The organism is Dyella amyloliquefaciens (assembly GCF_004296575.1).
In the GTDB taxonomy this organism is placed as follows: Bacteria; Pseudomonadota; Gammaproteobacteria; order Xanthomonadales; family Rhodanobacteraceae; genus Dyella; species Dyella amyloliquefaciens.
On sequence record NZ_SAYT01000001.1, the window covers coordinates 249,172 to 265,015 of the forward strand.

Sequence of the window (15,844 nt, forward strand, 5' to 3'; positions counted from 1 at the left end):
ATGTCGGATCTGCAATCGCAAGACTACGTGCGCCGTTCCGCCTCGACGATGACGCCGCCGTCGGCGCGCAGTCACGAGGACGAGGTGGCCAAGCTCATCGACGTCAGCCGGTGCATCGGCTGCAAGGCCTGCCAGTCGGCGTGCATGGAGTGGAACGACCTGCGGCAGGAGGTCGGTCACTTCGAAGGCTCGTACCAGAATCCCAACGACCTCAGCCCCAGCGTGTGGACGCTGATGCGGTTTGCCGAGTACGAGAACGAACAGGGCAACCTGGAGTGGCTGATCCGCAAGGACGGCTGCATGCATTGCGAGGATCCGGGATGCCTCAAGGCCTGCCCGGCGCCGGGCGCGATCGTGCAGTACGCCAACGGCATCGTCGATTTCATCAGCGACAAGTGCATCGGCTGCGGCTACTGCGTGAAGGGTTGCCCGTTCGATATCCCGCGCATCAGCAAGACCGACCACAAGTCGTACAAGTGCACGCTGTGCTCTGATCGCGTCACGGTGGGATTGGAGCCTGCCTGTGTGAAGGCCTGCCCGACCGGCGCGATCATGTTCGGCACCAAGGCGGACATGAAGCACCAGGCGGAGGATCGCATCGTCGACCTGAAATCGCGCGGCTTCAACAACGCGGGTCTCTACGATCCACAGGACGTGGGCGGCACCCATGTGATGTATGTGCTGCATCACGCGGACAAGCCGTCGCTGTACTCGGGACTGCCCGACAAGCCGGGCATCAGCATGATGGTCGAGGCGTGGAAGGGCGTGATGAAACCGCTGGCGTTGGCGGGCATTGCCCTGGCAACCGTCGTGGGCTTCTTCCACTACATGATCAAGGGCCCGAACGAGGTGACCGAGGCCGATGAGGCGGAAGGCGCGCGGGTGTTAGACGAAACGGAGAAGACGCCATGAAGACCGTCATTACCCGTTACACCACCGTCAACCGGGTGAACCACTGGCTCACGGCCATCTGTTTCGTGCTGATGGTGCTATCGGGCCTGTCGATGTTCCACCCGATGCTGTTCTGGCTGTCCGAATTGTTTGGCGGAGGCCAGTGGACGCGCGCGGTGCATCCGTGGATCGGCTGCGTCCTTCTCGTGAGTTACATCGGGCTGATCGTGCAGTTCTGGCGTGAAAACCTCTGGCATCGCGAGGATACGCAGTGGGTGAAGTCCATTCGCGAGGTCGTTGAGAACAACGAGGAAAATGCGCCACCGGTCGGCCGCAACAATGCTGGCCAGAAGCTGGTGTTCTGGTCGATGACCCTGCTGATCCCCGTGCTGTTCCTGACCGGGCTGGTGATCTGGGAAGTGTATTTCGGCGAGGCCACGTCGATTCCGGTGCAACGTGCTGCCGCGCTGATCCATAGCCTGGCGGCGGTGGCGGCGATCATCGTGTGGATCGTGCACGTGTATGCCGGCATATGGGTACGCGATTCGGTACGCGCCATGACCCAGGGCTACGTGACGCCGGGCTGGGCGTGGCGCCATCATCGCAAGTGGCTCAAGGAGCTGGGATCCGACCAGCACGGCAAGGACCTGATCAGGAAGCGCCCGTGAGGCAAGCCGAAGCACCGCCCAGCGGCAAGTGGACCGGCCCGAACCATCCGGGCGTCAAGGCCGTCGAACCGATCCTGCTGCCGAATCCGGGCAAGCGTTTCGCCGTCACGGCGCAACGCCTGGACAAGCTGGCCGATGGGCATCCGATGGAGGCGTGGTTGCGCTTCATGTCGGCACTCTCCCAGGCGCAACATGTCGCGGCAACGACCGTGGCCCCGGCGGCTTCGCTCGATGCAGTCAGCGTGACGCAGGCGGTCGAGGCGCGATTGCCGCCGTTGGCGGCGGATGGCCATCCACGCGACGCCTCGTGGCGCGAAGGGCTCGCCGCCTTGCTCGACCATATCGATCGCACCGACCTGCCGGCGGCGGCGCGGGAGGCCATCGATCAATTGCGTCGTAGCGATGCAGCGGCCTTGGAAAAGCTGGCGGAGCAGTTCCTGCGAGGTGGTTTGTCGGCGTCGGATGCGGCAGCGGCCGTGTATGTCGCCGCGGCGCTGCAGGTCTATTTCACGGGTTCGGCGGCACGTCTGAAGGCCGACGACCTGCGGCTGCTGGAAGAGCGCGGACTGTGTCCGTGCTGCGGCTCGCCGTCGGTGACGGGCCTGATCACGGCCACCGGTACCACGCCCGGCACGCGCTTCCTGTACTGCTCGCTGTGTTCCACCGCGTGGAATCACGTGCGTGCCGTCTGCATCACCTGTGGCGGCACGCGCCGGCTGTCGTTGCAGGGCATCGAAGGCGATCCCGGCCTGGTGAAGGCGGAGACCTGTGGCGATTGCCACACCTACGACAAGCTGCTTTACCAGGTGCAGGACACGCAGGTCGATCCGTACGCGGACGACCTCGCCTCGCTGGGCCTGGACATCCTCGTTACCGAGGCCGGCTATGCGCGGCATGCGCCCAACCCGCTGTTGCTGGTGGGCGATGGTGAAGCCGTGACGGAGTAGAAGCCCCGCTCAGTGCATGCCCAGCCAGACGGCGAGCGCACCGCCGAGGATGCCGAAGCCGACCACTGCCGCGGCAATCCCGACCAGGGTGCGCACGGCAAAGGAGCGCCCCAGCATCGCCAGCGAGGGCAGGCTGACGGGCGGCAAGGTCATCAACAGGGCGGCGGCCGGTCCGCCACCCAGTCCCAGGGCCAGCATGGCCTGCACGATCGGCACTTCGCCGGCCGTCGGTATCACGAACAGCATGCCGGCCAGAGCGAGGGCTGCGATCCAGATCCACTCGTTGCCGATAGCGGGGCCGACGTACGGAAACAGCCATGCGCGCGCCGCGCCGAGCAGCAGCACGATCACCACGTATTCGGGAATCAGCCGGGAGGCCATCTGCACGAAGAGGCGCCCCCAGCGTCGCCCCACCTCGGCGAGTGAGTGCGGCTCGGGTTCCAGGGGCGGCAGCTGTACGGCCGGCACATCCGCCCGGGTGGTGCGGTTCACCAGGTAACCCAGTCCGAACACCATCGGCACGCCGAGCGCGATGCGCAGCAGGGTCCAGTGCCAGCCGAGCACGAAGCCGGTGAACACCAGCGTCGCGGGATTGAGCGTGGTATTGCCGAGCCAGAAGGCGACAGCTGCGCCTGGCGCCGCCTGGTGTTTGCGCAGGCCCACCACCACTGGCGCCGCGCAGCACGTGCACATCATGCCGGGGATCGCGAGCAGGCCGCCCGCCACTACGCTGCCGAAGCCGTGGCCGCCGAGTGCGCGCTGTACCCAGTTCACCGGCAACAGCGCCTGGATGCCCGAGCCCAGCAGCAGGCCCAGCAGCATGGCCTGCCAGATGGCCTTGCCGTAGGCCAGCGCATAGCCAAACGCCGCGTCCCACGACGGCGCGGGTGCGCTGGGCGCATCACCCATCAGGATGGAGTGGCCAATGGAATGCTGGCTCGCGGCGACGAAGGCGCGCCCGTAGTACGGATACCACTTCACGTAGAACAGGCCGGCGATGGCCAGCAGCACGAAGACGGACCAGCGAACGGTACGCGCGGACGATGGGGTGGCGGCGGGCATGGTTTCCCCTGCGGGCGGTGCGGGATATCAAGGCCCTACAGGGCACGATATCGCCCACGTGCTGCAGGCCGGATGCACTGCAGAAGGGGCAGGGTTATCTGCCGCGGCAGGTGCCGGGCGCTACATCCAACCATGCGACGGCGTGAAGGCGATGTCTTTCGGGTGCGCTTGCCTTGACCCTTGCTTGGTCGGCAACGCAGCATAGGTGTCACCCTAGCTTTCGTTGCCCGCAGGATGCGGGGATGGACTGGATGGAGCGCCATGGCCGAGTTCGAGGTCAACTTGCTGCGCCAGCTGCCTGCGGTCGCCACCGTACTGGCGACTATGGAGGCTGCGCCGCTGGTGGAGCGCCACGGGCGCGCGGTTACCACCGACGCGATCCGCCAGGTGATCGATGAAGCACGCCAGGTCTTGCGCGTCGCGCCCGTGGCGGCGCCCAGCGCAGCCGACCTGGCGTTGCGGGCCGGCGAGCTGTTGGCGACACGCATGCCGGGGCTGCGGCCGCTGTTCAATCTCACCGGCACGGTGCTGCACACCAATCTCGGCCGCGCCGTGTTTGCCGAGGCGGCGATCGAGGCGGCCGTGGAGGCGATGCGCCATGCGGTGGCGCTGGAGTTCGACCTCACCGATGGCGTGCGCGGCGAACGCGACGATCATGTGCGCGCCTTGCTTTGCGAGCTGACCGGCGCCGAAGACGCCACCGTGGTCAACAACAATGCGGCGGCCGTGCTGCTTTGCCTCAACACTTTTGCGCTCGGACGCGATGCCGTGGTGTCGCGTGGCGAGCTGATCGAGATCGGCGGCGCCTTCCGCATGCCGGACATCATGGCTCGCGCCGGTGCGCGGATGGTGGAGGTCGGCACCACCAACCGCACGCACGCGGCCGACTATCGCAACGCCATGGGCGCGCACACCGGTCTTGTGCTCAAGGTGCATACGTCCAACTACCGCATCCAGGGTTTCACCGCGGAAGTCGGCGCACGCGAACTGGTGGCGATCACGGATGCGGCGGGCGTGCCGCTGTTGAACGACCTGGGTTCCGGCAGCCTGGTGGACCTGTCAGCCTACGGTCTCGTCAAGGAACCGACCGTGCGCGAAGCGGTGGAACAGGGTGCGCGGCTGGTGACGTTCTCCGGCGACAAGCTGCTCGGTGGTCCGCAGGCCGGCTTCATCGTGGGAGATAGCACGCTGATCGAGCAGATCAACCGCAACCCGATGAAGCGTGCGCTGCGCGTGGACAAGGTGCGGCTCGCCGCCATCGAGGCCACCCTCAACCTCTATCGCGATCCCGACCGGCTTGCCGAGCGATTGCCGACGCTGCGTTTCCTTGCACGTGACAGGGCCGCAATCGAAGCGCAGGCGCATCGCCTGCTGCCAGCGGTCGCCGAACGCCTGGGCGAGATTTTCACCGTCGAGGTGGGCGATTGCCTCAGCCAGGTCGGTTCGGGTGCGTTGCCGCTGGATACGCTGGCCAGCGTGGCGCTGGTGGTTCGCCCGCAAGGCAGCCAGCAGGCACTGGAACATCTCGCCGCATCGCTGCGCGCGCTGTCGCGTCCCATCGTCGGGCGCATCGCCGATGGCGTGCTGCGCCTGGATCTGCGCTGCCTGGACGAAGCGGATGAAACGCCGTTCCTCGAGGCGCTGTCGGAGCTCGACCTCGGCGACCTGATCGCGGACAGCCCATGATCGTCGGCACCGCGGGCCACATCGACCATGGCAAGACCTCGCTGGTCAAAGCCCTGACCGGTGTCGATACCGATCGCCTGAAGGAAGAGAAGGCCCGCGGCATCACCATCGATCTTGGCTTCGCCTACCTGCCGATGGACGACGGCTCCGTGGTCGGCTTCGTCGATGTGCCCGGGCATGAGCGCTTCGTGCACACCATGGTGGCCGGTGCCAGCGGCATCGATGTCGCGCTGCTGGTGGTCGCTGCCGACGACGGCGTGATGCCGCAGACACGGGAGCACCTGGCGATCCTCGATCTGCTGCATGTCGGTCGCGGCATCATCGCCTTGACCAAGGCGGATCTGGCGACACCCGAACAACTGGCCGAAGTCACCGCGCAGATTCGCGGCGCCATCGCAGGCACGGTGCTCGAGAACGCCGACATCCTTCCGGTGTCCACGGTCACGGGTGCAGGCATCGAGGCTCTGCGTGATCGGTTGGCCGTCGAGGCGCATACGCTGGGCGAACGCGCGGCAGAAGGACGCTTTCGCCTCGCCATCGATCGCGTGTTCATCCTGGCCGGCATCGGTGTCGTGGTGACCGGCACGGTGTTGTCGGGCATCGTGCGCATGAAGGACCAGGTGGTGATCAGCCCATCGGGCTTGACGGCGCGCGTGCGCTCGCTGCACGCGCAGAACCAGCCGATGGAGATCGGGCGTGCGGGTGACCGCTGCGCACTCAATCTTGTGGGCGAGGGCATCAGCAAGGACGCGATCCATCGTGGCGACATGGTGGTCGATCCTTCCCTGCATGCGCCCACCGATCGCATCGATGCGCGAATGCATCTTCTGGCCGGCGAGTCCAAGCCGATGGGCCAATGGTTCCCCGCACGATTGCATCACGGTGCCACCGAGGTGGGCGTTCGCATCGTATTGCTCGAAGAGGGCCTGCTTCAGCCGGGCCAGATGGCCGATGTTCAACTGGTGCTCGAGCGGCCGATCGCTGCCGCGGTGCTCGACCGTTTCGTGTTGCGCGATGTTTCAGCTCAACGCACCCTGGGAGGCGGCCATTTCATCGACCTGCGTGCACCGTCGCGGCAACGCAGGACGGATGCGCGGCTGGCCCAGCGCGTGGCGCTGGCGATCGACGATCCCCAGCGGGCCTTTGCTGCCTTGCTCGAAGCGTCGCCCTACGCGTGGGACCTTTCGGCATTTGCACGGGATCGCGCGTTGTCCGATGCGTGGATCGATGAAACCGTCGCCGCGCTTTCGCCGATGATGTTCGACGCCGATGGGCAGCGCATCGCCATGTCGCACGCCCATTGGCAACAACTGGTCACCCGGTTGATCGAGTACGTGGATGCATTCCATGTCGCCACCCCGGACCTGCAAGGTGTGGTGCGGGAGAAGCTGCGGCTGGCGCTGCAACCTCGGCTTCCCGCCGAAGCCTTTGCACTGGCCCTGCAACATCCCGACCTTGCCGCACACATCGTCCGCGATGGTGGCTTCGTGCGACTGGCAAGCCATTGCCTGCAGCTGAGCCCGGAACGCGAGGCGCAGTGGCGGCAGCTTTCCCCGCTGCTGGGCGGGGACATCCGCTTTCGTCCGCCACGCGTGCGCGACATCGCCGGTGTATTGAAGCGTCCCGAGCAGGACGTTCGCCAGCTGCTCAAGTTCGCGGCGCGGCTGGGCCTGGTCGACGAGGTGGCGCACGATCATTTTTTCCTGCGCACGACCACGCACGAGATGGTGCTGCTGGCCGCCGACATCGCCGCCCATGCGGCGGACGGGCGGTTCACCGCGGCGCAGTTCCGCGACCGGCTAGACAATGGTCGAAAGGTCGCCATCCAGATACTAGAATTCTTCGACCGACAGGGGGTTACGCTCAATCGGGGTACCTTGCGCAGGGTCCAGGCGCGATACCTCGACGTGTTCGGGCCCGTTCCCGCGGTTGCTGTACCGCATGGAAGAGAATCGTCTCCGGTGGGGCGTCCGGACTTCAAATCCGGGTGAGGCAGGTAAGACTGTCTTGGGTGGGTTCGACTCCCACTCTCTTCCGCCACTCCACGAGTGGCTTGCTCAGATCACTTCGATACCCGGCGTGCCCGTTCCGGCGGTGCCGATGATGCGTGCGCTTGGATAACCCGCGGCTTCGATCATGTCCCGGATTGCTTCGGCGCGTTCGGCCTTGCACGCCACCAGCAGGCCACCCGAAGTCTGCGGATCGGTGAGCAGGGCACGACGCCATTCCGGCAATTCGGCGGGCAGGGTGACGCCGTCGCTGTAGCTGTTCCAGTTCCGTCTGGATGCGCCCGTGATGTAGCCAGCTTGCGCCAACGCTTCCGCCTGCGTGAAGAACGGAAGGCTCGCCTGTTCGATGCGCAATCGCACACCGCTGCCGCGCGCCATTTCCAGTCCATGCCCCAACAGACCGAAGCCGGTGACATCGGTAATGGCGTGGACGTCTTCATCCTGCGCCAGTGCATGGCCGACGCGATTGAGCAGGGTGGTGGAGGCCAGCATCTCGGCATAGGCATCCGCCGGCAGCGCCTGCTTCTTGAATGCGGCCGAGTAGATGCCGACACCGATGCTCTTGGTCAGGATGATCGCGTCGCCAACCTGCGCCGTGGAGTTGCGGCGCAGATCGGAGGGTGCACACAAGCCGATGGCGGCGAGGCCATAGATCGGTTCCGCCGAGTCGATCGAGTGGCCGCCGGCGATGGGAATGCCCGCTTCCGCACAGATCGATTCGCCGCCTTCGAGAATCCTGCGCACCGTGTCCACGTCCAGCTTGTCCAGCGGCATGCCGAGGATGGCCAGGGCCATGATCGGCTTGCCGCCCATGGCGTAGACGTCGGACAGTGCGTTGGTCGCGGCGATGCGGCCGAAGTCGTAGGGGTCGTCCACCACGGGCATGAAAAAGTCGGTGGTGGCGATGACGCAGGTGCGCTCGTCCACCTGCCACACGCCCGCGTCGTCGCCGGTCTCGGTGCCCACCAGCAATGCTGCGAATGGCATCGCCGCCGATCTGTCGGCCAGGAGTTGCTGGAGCACCGAAGGTGCGAGCTTGCAGCCGCAGCCGCCACCATGGGCGAGATCGGTCAAACGAACGGAGGTCATGCGAGCTCCTGCGAAAGTCCCGTTAGCGCAGTGGCCAGGTTTTCCGAGCATAGCGAAAAGTGCCGCAAGGAGAAGTGAGTCCGCGTGTACGTGGCCCGGGCGAGCGTCAGCGGGGTGGCGAAGATAGGTATGGCCTGCACTTGCTGGCATCATGGGCAGCCCCCACCCGGTTATGTCACGTCCATGACGTCACGCTCCAACGCTGCCCAGATTGCGCTCGCGGTTGGCGCGTTGCTGATCGCCATGGTGTCGTACCAGTGCGGTGCGTCGCTGGCCAAACACCTGTTCCCGCAGGTGGGTGCGCAGGGTGCCACGGCGTACCGGTTGGGACTCAGCGCGTTGTTCCTGTTGTTGTGGCGTCGCCCCTGGCGCCGCTGGGGTGGACGGCGGGACCGGCTGGCGTTGTGGGGCTATGGCCTCTCGATGGGCGTGATGAACCTGGTGTTCTACATGTCGCTGCGCACGATTCCCCTTGGCATTGCGGTGGCTCTGGAATTCACCGGGCCGTTGGCGCTGGCCATGTTCAGTTCGCGTCGACTGGTGGATTTCATCTGGATCGCACTGGTGGTGGCAGGCCTCGTGCTGCTGTTGCCGCTGCGGGGCGAGGTGCACGCGCTCGATCCGGTGGGCGTGATGTACGCGCTCGCGGCCGGCGTGGGCTGGGCGTTGTACATCGTGTTCGGCAAGAAGGCTGGCGCCACCTATGGTGCGGACGCGGTGACGCTGGGCACATCGATCGGCGCCCTGGTGGCGATTCCGTTCGGCATTGCGCATGCGGGGGCAACGCTGCTGTCGCCCTCGTTGATGCCCTATGCGCTGGGCGTGGCGCTGCTCAGCTCGGCATTGCCGTATTCGCTGGAGATGGTGTCGCTGACCCGGCTCCCCGCCCGCACATTCAGCACCTTGTTGAGCCTGGAGCCCGCCGTTGCGGCGTTGGCGGGTGTCACCCTGCTCGGCGAGCGGCTCAGCTCGCTGCAATGGCTGGCCATCCTGGCCATCATCATCGCGGCGGCCGGCACGGCCCTGAGCGTAACCAAACCCGCCGCGCCAGCGAACTGAACTCACGAGGTCCGTAGTCGTGCATTGCTTCCGCGCTCGGGGAGGCACATGCTCGGCGAATGGTGTGTCTGCTCTGGCCGGCTTTTGTCATCGGGAGATGCAACCTTTGCTGGCTACGGAAGCACTCACCCTGGATGGGCGGCCCACGCATGGTTCGCCGCCTTGGTGCGTCATTCCCGGCGAGGCCCATGGAGTGGCCTGGCCGGAAGCCTGGATGGCCGACCGGACCGAGCTTTCGCGCAGTTCCTTTCCATAAGCATGTCGAGGGTTATGCAATGAACAAACGTCTTGTGTTGTCGTTGGCGGCAGGTGCCTTGGTGGCCGGCGTATTGGTGGCACCATCCGCGTTCGCTGCACTGAGCCAGGGTACGGCGGCGCCTGCTTTCACCGCGCAGGCCAGCCAGGACGGCAAGGCTTCCGAGCTTTCGCTGGCGGCCGCGCTGAAGAACGGCCCGGTGGTGGTCTACTTCTTCCCGTCCGCCTATACGGGCGGCTGTGATGTCGAGGCGCACGCCTTCGCTACCGAAGTGGCCAAGTTCCAGGCCGCCGGCGCGACGATCATCGGCGTCTCCGCCGACAGCATCCAGCGACTCAACAAGTTCTCGGCCGATCCGAATTTCTGTGCGGGCAAGTTCCCGATCGCGTCCGATCCCGAGGGCAAGATCGCCGCGTCGTATGACCTGAAGATGTCGGCGGCCGTGCCGGGCGCGAAGGACGTGCAGGGTGCGGTGATCGACCACGGCTTCATTTCGCGCACCACCTTCGTGATCGGTCGTGACGGCAAGATTGCGGCGGTGTTCGACTCCGAAGCCGATCACCTGCACCCGCAGGAACACGTTTCCAAGTCGCTCGCCATCGTGCAGCAGATGCAGGGCCAGAAAGCACCCTGAGCGCAACGCGGCGAATTCGATGGCTATCGACTTCAAGTAAGCGCGCCTCATGCCATGCCCATCTCGCGTGGGCATGGCTGGCGCCTTGGGCGATCAGGCCTCGACGAGCCCGTCTTCCTCGGCGTCGGAGATCACGCGATTGCGGCCGGCGCGCTTGGCGCGATAGAGCGCGGCATCCGCTTCCCTGCTCAGGCGTTGCAGGTCATAACCGGAACTGTCGGTGGAGGCGAGGCCGACGCTGGCGGAGAACGTGACGATGCCGGCATCCACTTCGACGATGGCGGTGTCGATCGCGATGCGTATGCGCTCGGCGATCGCGATGCCTTGCTCGCGGGTGCAGTCGAGCAGCAGGATGCCGAATTCTTCGCCGCCCAGGCGGCCGTACAGGTCGCTGGGCCGCAGCTGCTGGCGGCAGATGGTCACGCTACGGCGCAGCACCACATCGCCCATGGCGTGGCCGTGGGTGTCATTGATCTGCTTGAAGTTGTCCAGGTCGATGAAGACCAGGCAGGCGGCGCCGAGCTTTCGCTCCAGCTGCTGCACCGCACGTCCGGCCTCGCTCATGAAGTGCTGGTGGTTGAAGACGCCGGTGAGCCCGTCGATCGAGGACAGCTTCTTGAAGCGCAGCTGCGAGCGCTTGAGCCGGAACAGCCAGAGCGTGGCCGACGCGAGCCCCATCAGCAGCACGATGATGTAGAGGCGGCTTGTCTCGGCCGCCTTCGCATCCAGCGCCTGCTGCAGCAGAAGGATATTGTTCTGCCGGCTCAGCTTTTCAGTCTCGAGCTTCTGCACGATCACGTGCTGCCTGGCCACGGCATAGGCCAGTGCCCTCGCGCTGACGTCGTTGAGGTAGCCGATGTCCTGGGCGACGTAGTGTTCGTAGTAGGTGAGTGCAGCGGGCGAGTTGCCCTGTTTCTTCTCGATGCTGTAGAGCACGTGATAGGCGTCACGCAGCGTCTCGCTGACATCGTTCGGGTCACTGAGGGCCAGCGCCGCCAGCGCGGTCTTGCGCGCGGCGCCATCGTTGCCCTGTTTCAAGTACGCCTGTGCCAGTTCCGTCTGCAGGGCCAGCATGCTGGAGTAGTACTGGTCACGATGGATGCTGGGCGCGATGCGCTGGAGTAGTTCGACCGCTTTCTCCGGCTGGTTTTCATCGAGATGGATACTGGCTTTCACCAGCCAGAGGGTGTTGATGAATACCGATTCGCCTGCGATCTGGCAGGACTCCAGTGCGCGCAGGAGTTCGGGACTGGTGGAAGTCAGCTCGTGCGCGTCATAGAGCGCGGTCAGCTCCAGCGACATCGGTTTGCACGAGGTTTCGCCAGGAGGCAGGTCCTGCGCCATGTCGTGGGCATAGCTTGCCGCCAGGTCGTACTGGCCGGCCGTGCGCAACAGCTGCGACAGGTAGGACAGCGCCACGAAACGCGCGAGTTTGTCCTGCGTGGTCGGCAGCCTGGCTACCAGTTGGTTGGCCAGTTCAAAGGCTTCCTCGTAGCGCTTGTTGCTGCCCCAGTCGCCCATGAGGATGGCCGAGGCCTTGACCGACAGCGCGGGGTCGTCGGCGTGGTCGATGACGTCGCGCAGCCTGGGTTCGGCGTTGGCGTAGTCGCCCTGGAAGGAGGATTCCCACGCTTCGAGATAGCGCAGGTGCCAGCGCTCGCGGGCCGACATGCTGGTGATGTGCAGGCGCAGCGCGTCCAGTTGGCGGAGGAAGCGGGGATGGTCCGCCGTCCGCAGACCCTCGGCCTGATCGAGCTGGGTGGCGAGGCTGGATGCGGACGTGTCGGCAAACGAGGGGCGAATGGTGACGCAAAATGCCATGGCCACAAGGACGGGCCATGGCAGAAAGCGGTGCCACCGACGTGGCATGCCGGGGCGGCCGGTCAGCCGAGCGCGGAGTCGGCGGGGACTTCGCCCGGGCTTTCTTCGCCCGGCTCGCCGTCCGGCGCGTCTTCTTCCTCATGGCCGCCGGTGTGCACGTCGTGATTGACCCGCAGCGGGTGATGGCCGAGTTCGGCGGACAATGCCGCGCTATCGCCGTTCTTCACCGCGGCAAGCAAGGCTTCCGAGGCACCTTCCTTGGCAAGGGCATCCGCAAGCTCCTCGCCAGATGCGTGGCGCAACGCGGCGTTCTTGCCGATGGCTTCCAGCAAATCGATCGTGTTTGACATGTTTTCCCCTGGTCCCTGTGACGTACGAGCATCCCACTGGTGGATGCAATCCCCATGCCAATGTCGGGCGTGTGCGCGACCGCCGATGGCGATGGTGTTGCCTGGAGCGGCGTGATCCCGTTTCACTCGATGGGATCCGCGTATTTCCCCGGCGATCCTGCCGGGGAATCCTGCATGACGTGCGGTTACTTCATGCGAAAGCCTGTTCCTTGTCCAGCGCTTCCAATCGCTTGCGCACGGCGAGGTTCGGCTGCAGCGGCGTCGCGGGCGGCAGGACCACGGTGTCCTCACCCGTCAGTGTTGCGGCCGGGAGGTCGCGCAGCGCAAGGCGTCGTACCCGCGGCTTCTCGATTGGCAGGGTCGGCGCGCGGTAGACGATCACTTCATGGTCGAGCGGATAGTCGGCGCTCAGCACGTCAACCAGCACCTGGCGGTAGGCCGGGCCGGTTTCAAAGCGCGTCAGCGACCAGTCGCCGACCAGCGCCACCTGCCACAGCACCAGATAGCCGGTGGGATCGATGCGGCGCTCATAGAAGAGCAACTGGCTGGCTTCCAGGTGCTGGCAGCCGAAGCGGCCGGGATCGATGCCGAGGTCCGCGTACAGGCAATCCTCGGCGGAAATGCCAGGTTCCAGGTGCGCCTCGAAACCTTCCGCGCGCGCCATTTCGACAGCGGTACGCGGCGACCAGGCGAAGATGCACGGGTGGCCGTAGAAGACGGCGCACACGCGCTTGCCGGCGCGCACCTCGGTCATCATCAGGTCGACCCATTCGCGATAGGTCTTCAGGCGGGACTTGCCTTCCCGGTAGTAGGGCTGGAGGCTGCGCACGTCCGGATGCATGCGCTGCAACCACATCTCGGCCGCACCGTGGGCGAGTGCGGCGAACACGACGTCGGCCTGCTCGATATGGCTGCGCGCCAGTGGCGTCAGGTGGGAGCCCAGGGTCATGCCCAGGCCGACACAGGCCAGGTTGCCGCGGGGTGTGCTGTTCGAAGCCGATGGAGGTGTGCTCATCGGCCGATGGTAGGGCACTTCCCGGTCAGGTGCGTGACGAGGCCCCCGGAAGCCATGCGGCATGGTGGCGGGCTCCGATCGTCGTCTACGGCTGTGCCTCGCGCAGATGGCGAAGTTCCTCTTTCAGCCAATCGGCCGATGGTCGTTGGTTGCCATCGCAGTTCACCAGATAGGGTTTGCCGCTGAGGCTGCTTGCCGTGCCCGCGCGTTCGATGAACTCGTCCGCGTTATTCACCTTGTCCCGCTGCACCAGATAGTTGAGCTTGAACGCGAGATGGCTCTGCGCGTCGGCGGCATCGTAGGACTTGCCGTTGCGGATGAAAGTGCAGTGGCTGTTGCCCACGAAGGCGAGCAGGGCGTCCACCTCGCGTTGGCCTTGCGCATCCAGCCCGGCGTGCGCGACGGTCGTGGCGACCATCAGCGCGAGCAGCATGGCAGTCCTGGCGAAGTGTGGATGGAAGTACACGGTGTCATCCTGAGGGGCTGGGTATATGCAGTGCGATCCATGCACGAGCGGTGCATCGTTATTACACCCGGCGCGATAGCCGGGGCGTCAACGCGATAGCAGGCGCGTATGGTTCGGACGGGAAGCGATCAGCTCTGGCTGAACGCTTTGCGACTGCCGCTTCGACGCGCGATGCAACATCGCTCGACCGCGCTGACAGTCAGCCGGCATAGGGCCTCGCTGTGATACATCAACAAACGAACTGATGCGGGGGATAGTCCACGAGCCGTGGGCTGGCTGGTCCATCCGAGGGTGTCAACATGCGGACAGATCGTAGGGTCGTCGCGTTTGCCTTCACAGTCTTTTGTCTTTTCCTTCAGGCGTGCTCCACGCTTCCGCCGAGCACGGACAAGACACAGACGCATCACTTGCCGCCGGCCACCGATACTCCGTCGGCGAAGTACGCGCATGCGGAAGTGGACAAGCATTCGAACCAGTCCGGCTTCCGGTTGCTGACGTTGAGTACGAACGCGTTGCTCAGCCGTGTCGTGCTTGCCGATCACGCCGCGCACTCGATCGACCTGCAGTACTACATCTTCGCCAACGACATGACCGGGCATCTGATGATGCAGCATCTGCTGGCGGCCGCCGATCGCGGCGTGCGCGTGCGGATGCTGATCGACGACAACAACTTCGACGACAAGGACCATCTGTTCGAGGCGCTGGATACGCATCCCAACATCGAGATCCGGCTATTCAACCCGTTCCAGACACGAAACCCGACGCTGCTGTCGCGCGCCACGCAGTTCATGCTGGAGTGGCGTCGACTCAACCGGCGCATGCACAACAAGTCGTTTATCGTCGACAACAACGTGGCCGTCATCGGCGGGCGCAACATCGGCGATCCGTACTTCGATGCGGGTAGCGATACGCACTTCCGCGATCTGGACGTGGTAGCCATCGGGCCTGTCGTGCAGGAAGCCTCCGATGCGTTTGATGCCTACTGGAACTGCGATGCGGCCTATCCGCTCAACCAACTCAAGAAGACCGACAGCAGCGGCCAGAAGCTGGCCTCTGCCAGGCAGATCCTGCAGAAGGAAGTGAGGAAATTCGCTCAGTCCGACTATGCGCAGGCTGCGCTGGACGAGTTGCCGGACGGGCCGACCGCCGACGCGAGGGGAGCATGGTTCTGGGGCGATGCCCAGCTCGTGGCGGATCAGCCGGAGAAGATCGAGACCGACGGCGACGTGCCGGCGCTGCGCATCGGTCCGCGGCTCAAGGCCATGCTGGATGGCGCGCAGCACGAAGTGCTGGCGACGACACCGTATTTCGTCCCCGGCGAGGCCGGCACCAAGCACCTCGTGTCCGTGGCTCAGAGCGGTATATCCATCAGGATCCTGACGAACTCGCTGGCATCGACCGACGAGCCGGCAGCGCACGCGGGTTACGTGCACTATCGCAAGGCGCTCGCCGAAGGGGGCGTGCAGCTCTACGAACTCAAGCCGACGTCGGGCCAGAGCCAGTCGTCCACCGCGCTGGGTAAGTCGTCAGGCATCAGCCTCCACGCCAAGACCATCGTCGTGGACGATCGCCAGGTGTTCATCGGCTCGTTGAACATGGACCAGCGCTCCAAGCTGCTCAACACCGAGATGGGCGTCATCGTGGATTCGCCGGGGTTGGCCCATGCCATCAGCGACTTCTTCCATACGGCGACACAGCCTTCCAACGCATACCAGGTCAAGGTCGACCCGACGTCACACCAACTCGTCTGGGAGACCGAGGAAGACGGCAAGCCCATGGTCTACAAGAGCGAGCCAGGCGCCACCGCCAAGCGGCGCACCGAGGTGTCGGTGCTACGCCTGCTACCCATCGACAGCCTGCTCTAGCGAGCCTGCGAACGGCACCTGCATCG

14 protein-coding genes and 1 tRNA gene are annotated in these 15,844 nt (G+C 65.2%); 9 read left to right on the plus strand and 6 right to left on the minus strand.

The features are described from left to right. The 3 genes from fdxH to fdhE are packed head-to-tail and all read left to right on the plus strand — an operon-like array spanning position 1 to position 2,506. Positions 1-912: a formate dehydrogenase subunit beta gene (gene fdxH / locus EPB08_RS01010; protein ID WP_130617204.1), complete on the plus strand. Its 912-nt coding sequence runs from the start codon at positions 1-3 to the stop codon at positions 910-912. Beyond that, on the plus strand, positions 909-1,559 hold the full coding sequence (locus EPB08_RS01015; RefSeq protein WP_130617205.1) for a formate dehydrogenase subunit gamma: 651 nt from the start codon (positions 909-911) through the stop codon (positions 1,557-1,559). The genes fdxH and EPB08_RS01015 overlap by 4 nt, the downstream gene beginning before the upstream one ends. Next, entirely contained in the window at positions 1,556-2,506 is a 951-nt protein-coding gene (gene fdhE, locus EPB08_RS01020; protein ID WP_130617206.1) for a formate dehydrogenase accessory protein FdhE, read from the plus strand. The genes EPB08_RS01015 and fdhE overlap by 4 nt, the downstream gene beginning before the upstream one ends. Before the next feature lie 9 nt (positions 2,507-2,515). On the opposite strand, the gene EPB08_RS01025 is transcribed toward fdhE, so the two are convergent. Then, entirely contained in the window at positions 2,516-3,568 is a 1,053-nt protein-coding gene (locus tag EPB08_RS01025; protein ID WP_130617207.1) for a permease, read from the minus strand. A gap of 261 nt (positions 3,569-3,829) precedes the next feature. On the opposite strand from EPB08_RS01025, the gene selA reads away from it, so the two are divergent. The 3 genes from selA to EPB08_RS20960 all read left to right on the plus strand — a co-directional run bounded on the left by selA (position 3,830) and on the right by EPB08_RS20960 (position 7,294). Then, complete coding sequence (gene selA / locus EPB08_RS01030; protein WP_130617208.1) at positions 3,830-5,254, plus strand: L-seryl-tRNA(Sec) selenium transferase; 1,425 nt, start codon at positions 3,830-3,832, stop codon at positions 5,252-5,254. After that, a complete protein-coding gene (gene selB / locus EPB08_RS01035; RefSeq protein WP_130617209.1) occupies positions 5,251-7,245 on the plus strand; it encodes a selenocysteine-specific translation elongation factor in 1,995 nt (664 codons plus the stop codon). Before selA ends, selB begins: the two co-directional genes overlap by 4 nt. Continuing rightward, positions 7,198-7,294: transfer RNA gene (locus EPB08_RS20960), tRNA-Sec, on the plus strand. Before selB ends, EPB08_RS20960 begins: the two co-directional genes overlap by 48 nt. Before the next feature lie 17 nt (positions 7,295-7,311). Here EPB08_RS20960 and selD read toward each other — a convergent pair. Continuing rightward, positions 7,312-8,352, minus strand: coding sequence for a selenide, water dikinase SelD (gene selD, locus EPB08_RS01040; RefSeq protein ID WP_130617210.1), 1,041 nt, complete (start codon positions 8,350-8,352; stop codon positions 7,312-7,314). A 183-nt stretch (positions 8,353-8,535) separates the two neighbouring features. Between selD and EPB08_RS01045 the strand changes: the two genes are divergently transcribed. After that, positions 8,536-9,411: an EamA family transporter gene (locus tag EPB08_RS01045; RefSeq protein WP_130617211.1), complete on the plus strand. Its 876-nt coding sequence runs from the start codon at positions 8,536-8,538 to the stop codon at positions 9,409-9,411. Positions 9,412-9,686: 275 nt separating this feature from the next. Further along, on the plus strand, positions 9,687-10,301 hold the full coding sequence (locus tag EPB08_RS01050) for a peroxiredoxin (protein ID WP_130617212.1): 615 nt from the start codon (positions 9,687-9,689) through the stop codon (positions 10,299-10,301). 93 nt (positions 10,302-10,394) lie between these two features. On the opposite strand, the gene EPB08_RS01055 is transcribed toward EPB08_RS01050, so the two are convergent. The 4 genes from EPB08_RS01055 to EPB08_RS01070 all read right to left on the minus strand — a co-directional run bounded on the left by EPB08_RS01055 (position 10,395) and on the right by EPB08_RS01070 (position 13,953). Then, on the minus strand, positions 10,395-12,122 hold the full coding sequence (locus EPB08_RS01055; protein ID WP_229238166.1) for a tetratricopeptide repeat-containing diguanylate cyclase: 1,728 nt from the start codon (positions 12,120-12,122) through the stop codon (positions 10,395-10,397). A gap of 62 nt (positions 12,123-12,184) precedes the next feature. Next, the gene (locus EPB08_RS01060) at positions 12,185-12,472 is read right to left on the minus strand and encodes a hypothetical protein (RefSeq protein ID WP_130617213.1); all 288 of its coding nucleotides are present in this window, start codon (positions 12,470-12,472) and stop codon (positions 12,185-12,187) included. A gap of 190 nt (positions 12,473-12,662) precedes the next feature. Beyond that, on the minus strand, positions 12,663-13,487 hold the full coding sequence (locus EPB08_RS01065; protein ID WP_130617214.1) for an SAM-dependent methyltransferase: 825 nt from the start codon (positions 13,485-13,487) through the stop codon (positions 12,663-12,665). An 85-nt stretch (positions 13,488-13,572) separates the two neighbouring features. After that, positions 13,573-13,953: a DUF5329 family protein gene (locus tag EPB08_RS01070; protein ID WP_165418352.1), complete on the minus strand. Its 381-nt coding sequence runs from the start codon at positions 13,951-13,953 to the stop codon at positions 13,573-13,575. Positions 13,954-14,360: 407 nt separating this feature from the next. Between EPB08_RS01070 and EPB08_RS01075 the strand changes: the two genes are divergently transcribed. Beyond that, the gene (locus tag EPB08_RS01075; RefSeq protein WP_324615116.1) at positions 14,361-15,818 is read left to right on the plus strand and encodes a phospholipase D family protein; all 1,458 of its coding nucleotides are present in this window, start codon (positions 14,361-14,363) and stop codon (positions 15,816-15,818) included. Positions 15,819-15,844 lie beyond the last annotated feature (26 nt).